15 protein-coding genes are annotated in these 16,194 nt (G+C 65.3%); all 15 read right to left on the bottom strand.

The features are described from left to right. Positions 1-34 precede the first annotated feature (34 nt). Positions 35-892: an urea ABC transporter ATP-binding protein UrtD gene (urtD, locus tag HU766_RS01120; protein WP_047582345.1), complete on the bottom strand. Its 858-nt coding sequence runs from the start codon at positions 890-892 to the stop codon at positions 35-37. Beyond that, complete coding sequence (gene urtC / locus HU766_RS01115) at positions 889-1,968, bottom strand: urea ABC transporter permease subunit UrtC (RefSeq protein WP_033701763.1); 1,080 nt, start codon at positions 1,966-1,968, stop codon at positions 889-891. Before urtC ends, urtD begins: the two co-directional genes overlap by 4 nt. Beyond that, the gene (gene urtB / locus HU766_RS01110; protein ID WP_156311342.1) at positions 1,968-3,455 is read right to left on the bottom strand and encodes an urea ABC transporter permease subunit UrtB; all 1,488 of its coding nucleotides are present in this window, start codon (positions 3,453-3,455) and stop codon (positions 1,968-1,970) included. Before urtB ends, urtC begins: the two co-directional genes overlap by 1 nt. A gap of 129 nt (positions 3,456-3,584) precedes the next feature. Beyond that, a complete protein-coding gene (urtA, locus tag HU766_RS01105; RefSeq protein ID WP_033701760.1) occupies positions 3,585-4,850 on the bottom strand; it encodes an urea ABC transporter substrate-binding protein in 1,266 nt (421 codons plus the stop codon). Between the two features lie 186 nt (positions 4,851-5,036). Next, positions 5,037-6,443, bottom strand: coding sequence for a D-serine/D-alanine/glycine transporter (gene cycA, locus HU766_RS01100; RefSeq protein ID WP_186652717.1), 1,407 nt, complete (start codon positions 6,441-6,443; stop codon positions 5,037-5,039). 132 nt (positions 6,444-6,575) lie between these two features. Then, positions 6,576-7,940, bottom strand: a complete 1,365-nt coding sequence (locus HU766_RS01095) for a PepSY domain-containing protein (RefSeq protein WP_186652716.1) — start codon at positions 7,938-7,940, stop codon at positions 6,576-6,578. Positions 7,941-7,998: 58 nt separating this feature from the next. Then, positions 7,999-10,065, bottom strand: coding sequence for a TonB-dependent copper receptor (locus HU766_RS01090; protein ID WP_186652715.1), 2,067 nt, complete (start codon positions 10,063-10,065; stop codon positions 7,999-8,001). A 66-nt stretch (positions 10,066-10,131) separates the two neighbouring features. After that, the gene (locus HU766_RS01085; protein ID WP_186652714.1) at positions 10,132-10,572 is read right to left on the bottom strand and encodes a DUF2946 domain-containing protein; all 441 of its coding nucleotides are present in this window, start codon (positions 10,570-10,572) and stop codon (positions 10,132-10,134) included. Positions 10,573-10,595: 23 nt separating this feature from the next. Continuing rightward, complete coding sequence (locus HU766_RS01080; RefSeq protein ID WP_186652713.1) at positions 10,596-11,081, bottom strand: copper chaperone PCu(A)C; 486 nt, start codon at positions 11,079-11,081, stop codon at positions 10,596-10,598. Between the two features lie 46 nt (positions 11,082-11,127). Next, positions 11,128-11,517: a DUF2946 domain-containing protein gene (locus tag HU766_RS01075; protein ID WP_033701753.1), complete on the bottom strand. Its 390-nt coding sequence runs from the start codon at positions 11,515-11,517 to the stop codon at positions 11,128-11,130. A gap of 141 nt (positions 11,518-11,658) precedes the next feature. Continuing rightward, positions 11,659-12,513 carry an SPFH domain-containing protein gene (locus tag HU766_RS01070; protein WP_186652712.1) on the bottom strand — a complete coding sequence of 285 codons (855 nt, stop codon included), beginning with the start codon at positions 12,511-12,513 and terminating at the stop codon, positions 11,659-11,661. Positions 12,514-12,539: 26 nt separating this feature from the next. Next, entirely contained in the window at positions 12,540-12,977 is a 438-nt protein-coding gene (locus HU766_RS01065; RefSeq protein WP_186652710.1) for an NfeD family protein, read from the bottom strand. 123 nt (positions 12,978-13,100) lie between these two features. Beyond that, on the bottom strand, positions 13,101-13,823 hold the full coding sequence (locus tag HU766_RS01060; protein ID WP_186652708.1) for a cobalt-precorrin-6A reductase: 723 nt from the start codon (positions 13,821-13,823) through the stop codon (positions 13,101-13,103). Next, positions 13,820-14,914 carry a cobalt-precorrin-5B (C(1))-methyltransferase gene (locus tag HU766_RS01055; protein ID WP_047582356.1) on the bottom strand — a complete coding sequence of 365 codons (1,095 nt, stop codon included), beginning with the start codon at positions 14,912-14,914 and terminating at the stop codon, positions 13,820-13,822. Before HU766_RS01055 ends, HU766_RS01060 begins: the two co-directional genes overlap by 4 nt. After that, positions 14,907-16,118: a precorrin-6y C5,15-methyltransferase (decarboxylating) subunit CbiE gene (gene cbiE / locus HU766_RS01050; RefSeq protein WP_186652707.1), complete on the bottom strand. Its 1,212-nt coding sequence runs from the start codon at positions 16,116-16,118 to the stop codon at positions 14,907-14,909. Before cbiE ends, HU766_RS01055 begins: the two co-directional genes overlap by 8 nt. Positions 16,119-16,194: the final 76 nt, after the last annotated feature.

Below are 16,194 nucleotides of genomic sequence, written 5' to 3'. Positions count from 1 at the left end.
ATGTCCCTGGAAGTTTGCGCGCTGGCTGTGAGGTTCATCGGCCCAGATAAACTTCGACCACCCGCTCATCCGCCTGCACCTGCGCCAGCGAGCCCTCCGCCAGCACGCTGCCTTGGTGCAGCACCGTCACATGGTCGGCAATGCTGCCGACAAACCCCATGTCGTGCTCCACCACCATCAGCGAATGCGTGCCGGCCAGCCCCTTGAACAGCTCTGCGGTGAACTCGGTTTCGGCATCGGTCATGCCCGCCACCGGCTCGTCGAGCAACAGCAGTTGCGGCTCCTGTACCAGCAGCATGCCGATCTCCAGAAACTGCTTCTGGCCGTGAGACAGCAACCCTGCCTGGCGCTGCGCCAGCGGTAGCAGGCGCAGGGTGGCCAGCACGTGTTCGATGCGCTGTCGTTGCTCGCCGCTCAAGCGCGCGGCCAGGCTGGCCCACACCGACTTGTCGGCCTTCAGCGCCAGCTCCAGGTTCTCGAACACCGTCAGCGCCTCGAACACCGTGGGCTTCTGGAACTTGCGGCCGACCCCGGCCTGGGCGATCTGGTATTCGCTCATGCGGGTCAGGTCGAGGGTGTCGCCGAAAAAGGCGCTGCCGCTGTCGGGGCGGGTCTTGCCGGTGATCACGTCCATCATCGTGGTCTTGCCGGCGCCGTTGGGGCCGATGATGCAGCGCAGTTCGCCGACGCCGATGTACAGGTTCAAACCATTCAGCGCCTTGAACCCATCGAAGCTGACGCTGATGTCTTCCAGGCTCAGCACCGTGCCGTGGCGGGTGTCGAGGCCGGCCTTGCGGCTCTGGCCGAGGCCGATGGCGTCGCGGCTGGCGCCAAGGGTGTCGAACACCGGCTCCAGCATGAACTCGGGATGAACCGGGGGCACGCCTCTCATGGCTGGCTCCTTTTCTTCAGCAGGCCCACCACGCCCTTGGGCAGGTACAGGGTGACCAAAATGAACAGCGCACCGAGGAAGAACAGCCAGTACTCGGGGAACGCCACGGTGAACCAGCTCTTCATGCCATTGACCAGGCCTGCGCCCAGCAGCGGGCCAATCAACGTGCCACGCCCGCCCAGGGCGACCCAGACAGCGGCTTCGATGGAGTTGGTCGGCGACATTTCGCTGGGGTTGATGATGCCCACCTGGGGCACATACAGCGCGCCAGCCAGGCCGCACAGCACGGCGCTCAGCACCCACACCAGCAGTTTGAAGCCGCGCGGGTCGTAACCGCAGAACATCAGGCGGTTTTCGGCGTCGCGCACGGCAGTGAGCAGCCGGCCGAACTTGCTGGTGGTCAGGCGCCAGCACAGGTACAGGCTGGCCAGCAACAGGCCGACAGTCAGCAGAAACAGCACGGCCCGTGTGCCCTGCGCGGCAATGTCAAAGCCCAGAATGGTGCGGAAGCTGGTAAAGCCGTTGTTGCCGCCAAACCCGGTCTCGTTGCGAAAGAACAGCAGCATGCCGGCAAAGGTCAGGGCCTGGGTCATGATCGAGAAGTAAACGCCCTTGATCCGCGAGCGGAAGGCGAAGAAGCCGAACACCAGCGCCAACAGCCCAGGCGCCAGCACCACCAGGCACAGGGCCCAGGCAAAATGCTGGGTGCCGGCCCAGTACCAGGGCAGCTCGGTCCACGACAGGAAGGTCATGAAGCCCGGTAGGCCATCGCCGGCGGCCTGGCGCATCAGGTACATGCCCATGGCGTAGCCGCCGAGGGCGAAGAACAGCCCGTGGCCGAGCGACAGCAGCCCGGCATAGCCCCAGACCAGGTCCAGGGCCAGGGCGACGATGGCGTAGCAGAGTATTTTGCCGACCAGTGTCAGCGTGTAGGCCGAGACCTGCAGGGCATGGTCGGCCGGTAGCAACGACAGCAGTGGTAGTGCCAGCAGCAACAGCACGACGACAGTGCCGATGGCCAGCGACAGGCGCGGCCCGGCTTTTTGCGAAGCGGTGACAAGCAGTGGCTGGTTCATCAGTCGATTACCCGTCCCTTGAGGGCGAACAGGCCTTGCGGGCGCTTCTGGATGAACAGAATGATCAACGCAAGGATGAGGATCTTGCCAAGCACCGCGCCGATCTGCGGCTCCAGCAGCTTGTTGGCGATGCCTAGGCCGAAGGCGGCCCAGAGGCTGCCGGCCAGTTGCCCGACACCGCCGAGTACCACCACCAGGAACGAGTCGATGATGTAGCTTTGGCCCAGGTCCGGGCCGACGTTGCCGACCTGGCTCAGGGCCACGCCACCGAGCCCGGCGATACCGGAGCCGAGGCCGAAGGCGAGCATGTCGACGCGCCCGGTGGACACGCCACAGCAGGCGGCCATGTTGCGGTTCTGCGTCACCGCGCGCACGTTCAGGCCGAGCCGCGTGCGGTTGAGCAGCAGCCAGGTCAGCAGCACCACGGCGAGGGCGAAGCCGATGATCACCAGGCGGTTGTACGGCAACACCAGGTTCGGCAGCAGTTGGACACCACCGGACAGCCACGCCGGGTTGCTCACTTCGACGTTCTGCGCGCCGAAGATCAGGCGGATGGCCTGGATCAGGATCAGGCTGATACCCCAGGTCGCCAGCAGGGTTTCCAGCGGGCGGCCGTACAGGTGGCGGATCACCGTGCGCTCCAGCGCCATGCCGACCCCGGCGCTGACGGCGAACGCCACCGGCAGGGCGATCAGCGGGTAGAACTCGATGGCGCCCGGGGCGTAGCGCTGCAGCAGCACCTGGACCATGTAGGTGCTGTAGGCACCGAGCATCAGCATTTCACCGTGGGCCATGTTGATCACCCCGAGCAGGCCGAAGGTGATCGCCAGGCCCAGCGCCGCCAGCAGCAGGATCGACCCCAGCGACAGGCCGCTGAACGCCTGGCCCAGCAGCTCGCCAACCAGCAGCTTGCGTTTGACCTGGGCCAGGCTGGTTTCGGCAGCGGTACGCACGCCGGCATCGCTTTCGACGCCGGGCTGCAGCAGCGCCTCCAGGCGGGTGCGGGCGACCGGGTCGCCGGTCTCGCCGAGCAGGCGCACGGCGGCCAGGCGTACCGCAGGCTCGCTGGCGCCCAACTGCAGGTTGGCCAGGGCAAGGCCGAGGGCGGCGTGTACGGCAGGGTCCGCTTCGTTGGCGAAGCGCCGGTCGAGGAAGGCCATCTGCGCCGGTTGCGCGCTCTTCTGCAGTTGCTGGGCGGCGGCCAGGCGCGCGTCGCTGTTGTCGCTGAGCAACTGGTGGCTGGCCAGGGCGTTGTCGATCAGGCCACGCAGGCGGTTGTTCAGGCGCACCTTGCGGGTGTCGCCTTCGGCGATGCGGCCTTGGCGCAGGTTTGCCAGCAGCGCCAGGCGCGCGGCATCGGGTTGCGCCGCCCAGCCTTCGAGCAGGCGAGCCTGTTCGGCGGGCTTGGCGCTGAGGAAGAATTCGCCCTCGCTGGCCTGGGATGCCAGGGGCAGCATAAGGAGCAAGATGAGCAGGAGTCTGAGCATGCGGGCAATCCTGGAAATCAGTGTGGATGCTTCGCGGGGCAAGCCCGCTCCCACAGGCTCGAGGCTGTTCTCAAGACCTGTGGGAGCGGGCTTGTCCCGCGAATGGGCTGCACAGCAGCCCCAGTGCACTCAGTTACCTTTCACTGCGTAATCAGGGCGCTTGTCGTTACCCGGAATGAACGGGCTCCAAGGCTGTGCCCGCAGTGGCTGCTCGGTCTCCCAGACCACGCTGAACTGCCCGTCATCCTGGATCTCGCCGATCATCACCGGCTTGTGCAGGTGGTGGTTGGTCTTGTCCATGGTCAGGGTGAAGCCGGACGGTGCCTTGAAGCTCTGCCCAGCCAAGGCTTCGCGCACTTTGTCGACCTCGGTGGACTTGGCTTTTTCCGCCGCCTGCGCCCACATGTGGATGCCCACATAGGTGGCTTCCATCGGGTCGTTGGTCACCGCCTTGTCGGCGCCGGGCAGGTTCTTGGCCTTGGCGTAGGCCTTCCAGTCGGCGACGAACTTCTGGTTCACCGGGTTATCCACCGATTCGAAGTAGTTCCACGCCGCCAGGTGGCCCACCAACGGCTTGGTGTCGATGCCACGCAGTTCTTCTTCACCCACCGAGAAGGCTACCACTGGCACGTCGGTGGCCTTCAGGCCCTGGTTGGCCAGCTCTTTGTAGAACGGCACGTTGGAGTCGCCGTTGACGGTAGAGATGACAGCAGTTTTACCGCCGGCGGAGAACTTCTTGATGTTGGCGACGATGGTCTGGTAATCGGCATGGCCGAATGGGGTGTAGACCTCTTCGATGTCCTTGTCGGCCACGCCTTTGCTGTGCAGGAAGGCGCGCAGGATCTTGTTGGTGGTGCGCGGGTAGACGTAGTCGGTGCCCAGCAGGAAGAAGCGCTTGGCGCTGCCGCCTTCTTCGCTCATCACGTATTCCACGGCCGGGATGGCCTGCTGGTTGGGCGCGGCGCCGGTGTAGAAGACATTTGGCGACATCTCTTCGCCTTCGTATTGCACGGGGTAGAACAGCAGGCCGTTGAGCTCTTCGAACACCGGCAGCACCGACTTGCGCGACACCGATGTCCAACAACCGAACACCACGGCAACCTTGTCCTGGGTCAGCAGCTGGCGGCTTTTCTCGGCGAACAGCGGCCAGTTGGATGCCGGGTCGACCACCACCGGTTCGAGCATCTTGCCATTCACGCCACCCTTGGCGTTGATCTCGTCGATGGTCATCAGCGCCATGTCCTTGAGCGAGGTCTCGGAAATGGCCATGGTCCCCGACAGCGAATGCAGGATGCCGACCTTGATGGTCTCGGCGGCCTGGATGCTCCAGCTAAGGCCCATCGCCGCAATCGATGCGCTGAGGGTAAAGGCCTTGATCAGACTGCGACGCTTCATGTGCTCTCTCCGCTGGTTTTTTTTGGTGTTGGCCAAGCGGGAGGGGCGTTGCAAGGGGTGTGCCGAATGGCGAGAGGCGCGTAATAGACGGGGTGTGCGAGGTATTGGGGCGCGGGAAGGGGCCAGGTTGGTGCTTGAAAGATTTGCGTGCACAGCATTGGGGCTGCAAAGCAGCCCCTTGCTGCATCAGTTGTTGCGTACAGCCGCGCGCGGGTGGCGCTTGCTGCGCACACCCTGGTAGGTGACGGCCAGCAGCACGAACCAGATCGGCGTTACCAGCAGCGCCGAACGGGTATCCGCCTCCAGGCTCAGCAACACCAGGATGAAGGCGAAGAAGGCCAGGCACACGTAGCACATGAAGCGCCCGCCGGGCATCTTGTACTTCGATGCCTGGTGCAGCGCTGCGCGGGTTTTGCGGTACTTCAAGTACGACAGCAGGATCAGCGTCCAGACGAACATGAACAGCACCGCCGAAACCGTAGTGATCAGGGTAAACGCCTCGACCACGTCAGGAATCAGGTAGATCAGCACCGCGCCCAGCAACAGGCAGGTACAGGAGAAGTACAGGCCGTTGGCCGGTACCGCGCGGCGCGACAGTTTCTCCAGTGCCTTCGGCGCGTCACCTTCCTGGGCCAGGCCGTAGAGCATGCGGCTGGTGGAAAACACGCCGCTGTTGGCCGACGAGGCCGCCGAGGTCAGCACCACGAAATTGATGATGCTGGCCGCTGCCGGCAGGCCGGCCAGGACGAACAGTTCGACGAATGGGCTCTTGCCCGGTACCACGTCGCGCCACGGGGTCACGGCCATGATCGCCAGCAGTGCCAACACGTAGAACACGATAATACGGATCGGGATCGAGTTGATTGCCCGGGGCAGGGTGCGTTCGGGGTTTTTTGCTTCGGCGGCGGTGGTGCCGACCAGTTCGATACCGACGAAGGCGAACACGGCGATCTGGAAGCCGGCGAAGAAGCCCATCAGGCCATTGGGGAACATGCCGCCGTCGTTCCACAGGTTGGCCAGCTGCGCGGTGCGCCCGCTGGGCGACTCGAAGCCGCTGATGACCATGTACAGGCCGGTGGCAACCAGGCCGAGGATGGCGACGATCTTGATCAGGGCGAACCAGAACTCGAGCTCGCCGAACATCTTCACGGTCACCAGGTTCAACGACAGCAGCACCGCCACGCAGGTCAGCGCGGGTATCCACTGTGGCAGTTCCGGGAACCAGAATTGCGTGTAGGCGGCGATCGCCACCACATCGGCGATGCCGGTGACCACCCAGCAGAACCAGTAGGTCCAGCCGGTGAAGTAGCCCGCCCAGGGGCCCAGCAGGTCGGCAGAGAAGTCGATGAACGACTTGTAGTTGAGGTTCGACAGCAACAGTTCGCCCATGGCGCGCATGACGAAGAACAGCATGAAGCCGATGATCATGTAGACGAAGATGATCGATGGGCCGGCAAGGCTGATGGTCTTGCCCGAGCCCATGAACAGGCCAGTGCCGATCGCGCCGCCGATGGCGATGAGCTGGATGTGGCGGTTGGTCAGGTTGCGCTGCAGATGCTGCTCTTCAGCGGGAGGGGAAGAGGTCCGGGTCATTGGCTGCATTCCATTGAGGGTCAGTCTTTTTTTGTGAAAGCCAAGTAGGCTAACACGGGCGTCCCAATTCGGGGCGCGACAGATCGACACGACTCATGGGTTGCAGTGGGCCGCTTTGCGGCCCCGCAGGCCTCAAGCCTGGGCCAGTACCCGGCGGCGCACCACCAGGCTGTCGACCAGCCACATCACTACCATCGACACCCCCACCAGTGGGAACATCACCCCCAGCACGACCATCACCCCGACCGCCGTCTTCCAGCGCGGCAGGTCATGGCGCAGCGGCGGCACACCCAGCCCGCCCGTTGGCCGGCGCTTCCACCACATCACCAAGCCACTGACCGACCCCAGCAGAATCATCAGGCACACCACAAGGATGATGATCTGGTTCAACGCCCCGAACATCTTGCCTTCATGCAGCATCACGCCCAGCTCGGTAGCCCGGGCGACCGGGCTGTAGTCCTGCCAGCGCACGTCGGCCAGCACCTTGCCGGTGTACTGATCGACATGCAGGGTGGCGTCGTTGCGCGGGTCGTCGGCGAACACCGCAACGGTGAACACGCCGTCGGCCGTGGTCGGCAAGGTAATGCTGTAGCCCGGCTCGACCTGACGCGAAGTGGCGATGTCCTCGACCTGCTGCAAGCTCACTTGCGGCGCTGCCGGGGCGTTTGACATCATGTGGTGCCCGGCATGTTCGGCATGGGCGCCGGACTGCGGCATGGGGGTGTTCTCCACCGCCCAGGGCACGGTCTGGCGGTGGGCGCTGTTGAGCTCGCGGGCCTGCTGGTCGGACTTGGGCACGTCGTTCCACATCGCGGCGGGAAAACGGTTCCATAAGTCGGCGTACTGCTTGCCCCACATGCCCGTCCAGGTCATGCCACTGAGCAACATCAGCAGCAACAGGGCCGAGCCCCAGAACCCGGTCACCGCATGCAGGTCACGCCACAACAGCCGACCGCGTGCGGAAAACCGCGGCCACAGCACGCCGGCGCTGTTGCGCCCGCGTGGCCACCACAGATACAGGCCCGACACCACCAGCACGATGCCCCAGCCTGCCGCCAGCTCGACCAGGCGATCACCGACCGTGCCGACCATCAGCTCGCCGTGCAGGGCACGGGCAACCGCCTGCAGGTTCTGTTTGCCATCCTGCTCGCCGAGCAGCGTGCCACTGTAGGGGTCGACGAACACGTTCAGTTCGCGCCCGCCGTCATGCACCACGAACTGCGCGCTGCGCTCGGCATCCAGCGGCGGCAGGTACTGGCCGACATGGCCTTGTGGATAAGCCTTGCGCACCTCGGCCAGCAGGGTGTCGGCAGGCTGTCGATGATGGCCGGCCTCGACCACCATCAGGTCGCGGTACAGCAGCGGGTCGAGCTGCGGTTTGAACAGGTAGATGATCCCGGTGATCGCCAGCAGGATCATGAACGGGGCGACGAACAGCCCCGCGTAAAAATGCCAACGCCAGGCCAGGTTGTAGAAAGAGATGCGTGTTCCGCGCATGGGAACCTCCTGTTTGACCAGGTGAGGGGCGCGACCGCAGCCGCGCCCATTGTTGTTGTCAGAAGCTGAAGTCGACCTTGGTCCAGAAGGTCCTGCCTGGCTCGTTCACCGGTTGTGGGTCTGTGGCCGGGTAGCCGAACCCGGCGTTCCCGGCCAGGTTCAAGTGCTCGGCGTAGGTTTTGTCGAACAGGTTGTCGACCCCTGCGCTGAGCTTGAGGTTGTTGTTCACCTTGTAGGCACCATTGAGCGAGAACACGCCGAAGCCAGCGCTCTTGTCGTAGTCCTTGCCCACCACATTGCCTTGGTTCTCGGCGATGCGGTTTTGCGCGGCCACCAGCCGCCACAGGGCGCCGACACTCCAGACGTCGCGGCTGTAGGTCAGGCCCAGGCGGCTCTCCAGGGGCGGCATCTGAGGTAGCGCTTTGCCATCACTGCTGTTCTTGCCCCAAGCGTAGGCCAGGGTAGCGTCGGCTTTCCAGTTTTCGCTGAGCGTGTAGGCCGCGCCCAATTCGCCGCCCATGATGCGCGCGTCGATGTTCTGGGCCTGTGAGGTGCTCATGCCCATCATGCCGGTGCGGTAGTCGAACAGAATGTAGTCGCGGATCTGCCCGACATACCCCGAGGCCCAGGCCTCCAGGCGTTCGTCGCGGTACTGGATGCCGAAGTCGAGCTGGGTGGTCTTCTCTGGCTTGATGCCGTCGAAGGCGTTGGCAGCACCGGCCGGCGCTTGCTTGGGCGAGAACAGTTCCCAGTAGTCGGGGAAGCGCTGGGCATGGCCCAGGCCGATGTAGGTGGTGGCGGAAATGGCCGCCAGGTCGTGCTCGTAGCGCACGAAACCGCTGGGCAGGGTATCGGCGCGGGTGTCGCCTTCAGTGGCACTGCCTTTGCGAAAGTCACGGGCCGAGGCACGGTCCAGGCGGGCGCCGCTGATCAGCCGGTCTGCGTCGCTGACATACCAGGTCAGCTCGCTGAAGGCACCGTAGTTATGGAAGTCGGCGTCCTTGGTCCAGGCCTGGCCCTTGTGCGCATCGACGCCCATGCCGCCGCGCTGGCGATGCTCGTTGGTCTGCGCATCGATGCCGCTGACCAGTTGCACATCGGCCCAGCGCCAGGTCGCCTTGACCCGGGCGCCCATGGTGCGGCGGTCGACGTTGCTGACCATGGGCATGCCCATCATGCCGCTGCCGGAGGGGGTACGCAGGCTGTAGTTGTCCATCACGTGGTCGGCGTAGTTGTAGTAGACCTGCGCCTCGACCTTGTCGAGCACGTCGCCGAGGTTGGACTTCTCGAACCGCAGCCCCAGGCTTTCACGCTTGAACTGCGAGCCGTCCATGCCGCGCCCGGCATAGCGTGCTTCGCCGTCGCCCTTGCCGGCGGTGAGTTCCAGTAGGGTGTCCTGGTCGGGGGTCCAGCCGAGGGTGACATCGCCGTTCCATTTGTCCCAGCGCGACGGCACGGTGTCATCGTTGCCGTCATGGTAGTCGTCCGAGCGCGACTGGTTGCCGACGAAGCGGGCATAGGCCTGGCTGTTGCCGGCGGCGGCGTCCAGTACCTTGTCGAAGCGGCCATTGGAGCCGGCCAGCAGGCTGGCGTTGACGCGGCTGCCCAGGGTGCCGAATTTTTCCGGTTCGCGTTCGAAGAGGATGGTACCGGCCGAGCCGCCAGGGCCCCAGATCACGCTTTGCGGGCCTTTGATCACGGTCAGGCGGTCGTAGGTTTCGGGTGATATGTACGACGTCGGTGCATCCATGCGGTTGGGGCAGGCGCCCAGCATCACGCCGCCATTGGTGAGGATGTTCAGGCGTGAACCGAACATGCCGCGCAACACGGGGTCACCGTTGGTGCCGCCGGAGCGGATTGCCGAGAAACCGGGGATGGTCTTGAGGTAATCGGCACCGTCGCTGGCCGGTACCGGCTGGCGTGGGTCTTTCGGGTTGGTGACCACGGTCAGCGGCGAACTGGGCGCCACGGCGGTGATCACCGTCGGGCTCAGCTCGGGGGCGGCATGCGCGTGCTCGGCGTGGCCGAGGTCGCTGGCCAGGGCCATGGGCGCGATCAGCGAACCGCAGACGGCGGCGATGGCCCCGCGCAGGGACAGGGCAAAAACAGGGGTGCAGCCAGACATAATGATTCCAGTCGATCAGTCATGAGTGAGCGCGAAGCCTCCTGGCTCCGTGCGGATAATGTGTTTTCAGACGCTGATCGAGGAAGGCGGCGCGCGGCTGCGCGCACCCGGGAATACAGCCTGCCGGGCATGCCCCTGGCGCGTGGTTGCAAGAAGGTGAGTGGAGGGGACTGCTACGCCGGCACTGAGCGGGCTGAGGGTTTGCGGCAGTGCGGGGCAGTTGAACAACAGGCTGCAGTAGCCGCACTTTTCCCACATCACATGCAGTTGGCCATCGCCGCCATGGCCATCATGGCCGTGGTGCGAGTCCACGCTCTGCGCGTGCTCGGGGGCCATCGACATGCCCGTCGGCATGTTCATGCCGGCGTGGTGGCCCATCGGCATCGACTGGGAAACCAGCGGGCCGATGAAGATCATCCACATGGCGAACAGGCTCAGCCAGCCGCCCCCGACGCGCCTGCGTTCAGGGCGGGGGGTACGGCTGATGCTGTTGCGCGGCAGGCTCATGGCGAGTGCCTGTCAGCTAATGTTCAGTGCGCGTGTTCGTGAGCCTGGGGCTGGCCCGAGGGCGCCTCTTTCTGCACGGCGACTTCGACCGTGACATCACCGGCTTTCTCGAAGTGCAGGGTCAACGGGAAACGCTTGCCGTCGCTGAGCAGGCTGCGGTCCTTGGGCTGCATCAGCATCACGTGGTAGGCGCTGGGGGCGAAGGTCACATCCTTGCCGGCGGGTACTACCACGCTGGGCACCTGTTGCATCTTCATGGTGCCGCCGGCCGTCATGGCGTGCTCGTGCAACTGGGCGTCATCGCTGATGGGGCTGTCGACACTCAGCAGGCGGTCATCGGCCTGGCCATTGTTGTGCACGACGAAATACGCGGCGACGTTGGGCGCGTTGGGGGGCAGTTGCAGCGACCAGGGGTGCGCGATGTGCAGGTTGCCCACGGTGTATTCGTGGGCAGTGGCGAAGGCGCTGGGCAGCAGCAGGGCGGCCACGACGAGGGCTTGCTTGAGCATGGTGAGTCTCCGATCTGTTCAGGTTCAGGCAGACAGCGTGAGCAACTCAGACCAGAGGGGAGGCACGGGGGTTGAGCGCGGGCCATAGCTGGCGCGGCGTGGGTTGGTAGTCGGCAAGCAGCGGCAGGTGCCCGGCGTGCAGTGTCGGCGGGTTGTGCAACTGCGGCGGGTAGCCGGGCAAGGCCAGCAGCGGCGCGGCACCCGAGCAGCACCAGCAGTTCATCATGCTGGCGCTGTCGTCGCTTTGCGGGCCGAGGTCGATCTTGGCCAGGGCCTGGACGTCGACCTTGGCCTTGTTGGCCATGCTGGAACAGAAAGCCCCCCACAGCAACTGCTCGGCCGGGCCCTTGGGCGCGGCAGAAGACAGCGGCATGGCCAGCAGGTTGAACAGCACTGCTAGGCAGGCTATCCAGGCAATGTGCCGACGTGGGGGCATGGAGAGATCCGGTCAGGAATCGTGGTGGGTATTGTAAGGCGCAGTATAGGTAAAAAAGGCGGGGTGCGGTGAAGTGACGCAGGTGGGGAGGGGCTGGGGCCGCTTTGCGGCCCCTTCGCGGGGCAAGCCTGGCCCGCTAACTCAGGGCTTGTTGCGGCCCATCAGGCCGCGCACGGTCTCTTGCAGGTCTGCCGGCAACACCACGACTTTGGCATTGCTGCTGCTGGCCAGGTTCTCCATCGCGCCGATATAGCGCTCGCCCAGCAGGTACATGGCCGGCACGGTATCGCTGCCCACGGCCTCCTTGACCAGCGAAATCGCCCGTGCCGACGCCTCGGCCAGGTTGATCTGCGCCTCGGCGTCCAGCTTGGCGGATTGCAGGCGTGCTTCAGCTTCGAGGATCGCAGCCTGCTTGGCACCTTCGGCACGGGTGACGTCGGCTTTACGTTCACGCTCGGCAGCGGCCTGGCGTTCCATGGCCAGTTGCATGTTCTCGGACGGCTTGATGTCCTGGATCTCGACCGAGCGCACGGTCACGCCCCAGTCTTCGGTCTGTTCGGACATCGCCTCGCGCAGGCGGGCCTTGATCTGCTCACGGCTGGACAAGGCTTCGTCCAGGTCCATGGCACCGACGATGGCGCGCAGCGAGGTCATGGTCAGGCTGGTGACGGCGAAGGAGAAGTTCTGTACACCGTACGAGGCCTTCTGCGGGTCGACCACCTTGGCGAAGCACAAGGCGTTGGCGACGATCACCGCGTTGTCCTTGGTGATGATTTCCTGCTCTTGCACATCGAGGATGATGTCTTTGGTGGGCAGGCGGTAGGCGACCACGTCCACGTACGGAATGACGATGTTCAGGCCCGGTTTGAGGGTGTTGTTGTAGCGGCCCAGGCGCTCGACGATCCACTCCTCGCCCTGGGGCACGATACGCACCCCCTTGAACACGGTGATCAGGACGAACAGGGCGAGGGCGCCCACGACGATAAGGCTGGTCATGATACGAACTTCCTTTCAGTACGGATTCAGGCCCGGATGACGCGGGCGGTATTGCCTTCGATGGCGGTGAGGCGCACACGCTCGCCGGACGGGATTTCAGTGTCGGCGACGCAGGTCCATTCTTCGTTGCCGAGGATTGGCTTCTGGAAACGCACGCGGCCTTTCTGGAACTCGGAAACGCTGGCGGTCAGCAGGCCGACTTCACCGATCACGCTATCGGCCGTCCAGCGCACATCCGGTTTTTTGCGCCGGAACAACTTGAACCACAGGGCGGTGGTGGCTGAAGACAGCAGCACCCACAGCAGCACCTGCATATCCAGCTGCAGGCTGGGTGCGGCGAGCGAGATGAGCGAAACCAGCACGGCACCGATGCCGAACCAGAGAATGAAGAACGTAGGCAGGACCAGTTCGAGCAGGATCAGCGCGATACCGAATACCAGCCAGATCCACCATTGCATTTCCATATGACTGAAGCCTTCCGGGGGAGGGGGGAAGAGTTTAGGGCAGAGGATGGGCGGAAGGCTATTCAGACAAGTTGGCGTTGGGTGTAGGAAGACGCTACAAAACTCACGCCATGCGTCTCTTCCTTACCCGCGACCCAAGTCAGCCATCAGTGCCCCTTGCGAAGTGTATTGCCGGTCTACATCGGGCAGCGCCGGCCGCTCCAGAATCAACACCGGCACCCCCAGCTCCCGGGCCACTTCAAGCTTGGGCTCGGTCGCCAGGCTGCCGCTGTTCTTGCTGATCAGCACATCAATCTGCCGCCGCGCGAACAACGCACGCTCGTCTTCAATACGAAACGGCCCACGTGCGCCAATCACTTCGCAGCGGTCGTTGCCCGGGCAGGCTTCCAGGGCCCGCAATGTCCAGAACTGTTCCGGCGGTATCTCTGCCAGATGCTGCAACGGCTCGCGCCCCAGCGTGAACAGCGGCCGCCGGAAGGGCGCGAGTGCGTCGATCAGGCCCGCCCAGTCTTGCACCTCGCGCCAGTCGTCACCCGGCTGCGCCTGCCAGGCCGGCCGGCGCAACGCCCAGCACGGAACACGTGCAGCGCGTGAGGCAACGGCGGCGTTGTGGCTGATTTGCGCGGCATAGGGGTGGGTGGCATCGATCAGCAGGGTGATACCCGCCTCACGCAGGTAGCGGGCAAGGCCTTCGGCACCGCCAAAGCCGCCAACCCGCACCTGGCATTGCAGGCCCTGCGGCACGCGGCCGATGCCTGCCAGGCTGTAGACATGCTGCGGGCCCAGCTGGCGGGCGATGGCCAGGGCCTCGGTCACGCCGCCCAGCAGCAGGATGCGCGCGCTCATTGCACGCCCGCCTGGCCGACGATACCGCCTTGGCGGTCGATGGCGAACACCTCGACCTGGACCTGCGCGGGCACCACGCTGCGGGCGAATGCCAACGCATGCGCGCAGACGGCGTCGCCCAGGGCGATGCCGGCGGCATGGGCCAGTGCCAGGGCTTGCTGGCTGGTGTTGGCGGCGATGATCGCGGCCTGCAGGTTTGCATCGGCGCCGACAGCCGCCGCCCAGCCGGCCAGTTGCGGCAGGTCGATGCTCGAATGGCGGCTGTGCAGGTCCATGTGCCCGGCGGCCAGCTTGCTGATCTTGCCGAAGCCACCGCACAGGCTCAGGCGCGCTACCGGCACCTTGCGCAAGTGCTTGAGTACGGCACCGACGAAGTCGCCCATTTCGATCAGGGCGATTTCCGGCAGGCCGTAGACCCGGCGCATGGTGTCTTCGCTGGCGTTGCCGGTACAGGCGGCAATGTGCGTGTAGCCGTTGGTGTGGGCCACGTCGATACCCTGATGGATCGAGGCGATGTAGGCCGCGCAGGAAAACGGCCGGACGATGCCGCTGGTGCCCAGGATCGACAGACCGCCGAGGATACCAAGGCGCGGGTTCATGGTCTTGAGCGCCAGCAATTCACCGCCCTGCACGTTGACCGTCACTTCGAAGCCGCCGTGATAGGCACACGCCTCGGCCAGGCGTTGCAGGTGTTCGCCAATCATGCGCCGGGGCACCGGGTTGATCGCCGGCTCGCCCACCGCCAGTACCAGCCCCGGGCGTGTCACGGTCCCCACGCCATGGCCGGCGACAAAGCGGATGCCGGGCTCGGCCAGCAAGCGGACCTGGCTGTAGAGCAGGGCGCCATGGGTCACGTCCGGGTCGTCGCCGGCGTCCTTGAGGGTACCGGCTTCGGCGCACTGGCCTGCGCGACGGCAGAACTCCAGGCGCATCTGCACCACCTTGCCCTTGGGCAGGGTGATGCTCACTGCGTCGTCACAGACGCCTGTCAGCAGCAGGCGCGCCGCTGCGAGGCTGGTGGCGGTGGCACAGCTGCCGGTGGTCAGGCCGCTGCGCAGCGGCGCGGGTTGTTCGTGGGTTTCTTCACGCATCGAAGGGTTTCACCACGTCCAGCAAGGTGATCGGCAAGGCCTGGCGCCAGGTGTCGAACGCCCCCAGCGGCTGCACGTGGGCAACATGGATACGGGTCAGCTCGCCACCGTGCTGCTCGCGAAAATGCGCCAGGGCCAATTCGCTTTGCAGGGTGACTGCGTTGGCCACCAGTCGCCCACCCGGGCGCAGACGCTCCCAGCACAGCTCCAGCACGCCTTCACGGGTTACCCCGCCACCGATGAAGATCGCGTCGGGTTGCTCAAGGCCTGCCAATGCCGCCGGCGCCTTGCCGCGTACCAGTTGCAGGCCAGGTACGCCCAGTGCATCGCGGTTGTGTTCGATAAACCCCTGGCGCCCTTCGTCGGCCTCGATGGCCAACGCACGGCAGGCAGGGTGGGCACGCATCCACTCGATGCCGATCGAGCCACAGCCTGCGCCCACGTCCCACAGCAGCTCGCCGGGCTGCGGGGCGAGGCGGGCCAGGGTGATGGCGCGGACATCGCGCTTGGTCAGTTGGCCGTCATGCTGGAAGGCCATGTCTGGCAGCCCGGCAACCCGTGGCAGGCGTGGTGCATCGGGCGCGGCGAGGCACTCGATGGCCACCAGGTTCAGCGCTGCAACCTGGGTGTGAGGCCAGTCCTGGGCGCTGCCGGCCAGTTCGCGTTCATCGGCGCCGCCAAGGTGTTCGAACACGCGCAGGCGGCTTGGCCCGAAACCACGCGCGCACAGCTGGGCGGCAATCGCGGCAGGGCTGTCGCCGTCGTTGCTCAGCACCAGCAGGCGGGCACCGCTGTGCAGCTGGGCATTGAGCGCCGCCAGCGGCCGGGCGACCACCGATACCACCTGCACCTCCTGCAGCGGCCAGCCCAGGCGGGCGGCAGCCAGGGCGCAAGAGGACGGCATCGACAGCACGCGCATCTCACTGGCGGGCACCTGGCGTGCCAGGCTGGCGCCGACGCCGAAGAACATCGGGTCGCCGCTGGCCAACACGCAGACAGGGGCACCGCGCGCTGCAAGTACCGGCGCCAGGGAGAACGGGGTGGGCCAGCTCAGCCGCTCGCCGACCACGCAGCGCGGCAGCAAGGTCAGTTGGCGGGGGCTGCCGAAGATCCGCGAAGCGCCCAGCAGGGCGCGCCGGGCCTGCTTGCCCAGGCCGTTGAAGCCGTCTTCGCCGATGCCTACTACTGTCAGCCAGGGTGCCATGTGTTTCAATCCGCCATTTCTGGGGCGCGAAGCGGCCCCGGGTAAACGATAAGCTCGACCACCGGCTTTTCATGCC

The sequence above is a fragment of the Pseudomonas sp. SWRI77 genome (assembly GCF_014269105.1).
GTDB classification, from domain to species: Bacteria; Pseudomonadota; Gammaproteobacteria; order Pseudomonadales; family Pseudomonadaceae; genus Aquipseudomonas; species Aquipseudomonas capeferrum.
Note: the sequence above shows the minus strand (reverse complement) of the source record. Positions and strands in the feature narration are given on the sequence as shown.

Coding starts and splice junctions, on each gene's coding strand:
- urtD (WP_047582345.1), bottom strand. CDS start 892: ATGAGAGGCGTGCCCCCGGTTCATCCCGAGTTCATGCTGGAGCCGGTG.
- urtC (WP_033701763.1), bottom strand. CDS start 1,968: ATGAACCAGCCACTGCTTGTCACCGCTTCGCAAAAAGCCGGGCCGCGC.
- urtB (WP_156311342.1), bottom strand. CDS start 3,455: ATGCTCAGACTCCTGCTCATCTTGCTCCTTATGCTGCCCCTGGCATCC.
- urtA (WP_033701760.1), bottom strand. CDS start 4,850: ATGAAGCGTCGCAGTCTGATCAAGGCCTTTACCCTCAGCGCATCGATT.
- cycA (WP_186652717.1), bottom strand. CDS start 6,443: ATGACCCGGACCTCTTCCCCTCCCGCTGAAGAGCAGCATCTGCAGCGC.
- HU766_RS01095 (WP_186652716.1), bottom strand. CDS start 7,940: ATGCGCGGAACACGCATCTCTTTCTACAACCTGGCCTGGCGTTGGCAT.
- HU766_RS01090 (WP_186652715.1), bottom strand. CDS start 10,065: ATGTCTGGCTGCACCCCTGTTTTTGCCCTGTCCCTGCGCGGGGCCATC.
- HU766_RS01085 (WP_186652714.1), bottom strand. CDS start 10,572: ATGAGCCTGCCGCGCAACAGCATCAGCCGTACCCCCCGCCCTGAACGC.
- HU766_RS01080 (WP_186652713.1), bottom strand. CDS start 11,081: ATGCTCAAGCAAGCCCTCGTCGTGGCCGCCCTGCTGCTGCCCAGCGCC.
- HU766_RS01075 (WP_033701753.1), bottom strand. CDS start 11,517: ATGCCCCCACGTCGGCACATTGCCTGGATAGCCTGCCTAGCAGTGCTG.
- HU766_RS01070 (WP_186652712.1), bottom strand. CDS start 12,513: ATGACCAGCCTTATCGTCGTGGGCGCCCTCGCCCTGTTCGTCCTGATC.
- HU766_RS01065 (WP_186652710.1), bottom strand. CDS start 12,977: ATGGAAATGCAATGGTGGATCTGGCTGGTATTCGGTATCGCGCTGATC.
- HU766_RS01060 (WP_186652708.1), bottom strand. CDS start 13,823: ATGAGCGCGCGCATCCTGCTGCTGGGCGGCGTGACCGAGGCCCTGGCC.
- HU766_RS01055 (WP_047582356.1), bottom strand. CDS start 14,914: ATGCGTGAAGAAACCCACGAACAACCCGCGCCGCTGCGCAGCGGCCTG.
- cbiE (WP_186652707.1), bottom strand. CDS start 16,118: ATGGCACCCTGGCTGACAGTAGTAGGCATCGGCGAAGACGGCTTCAAC.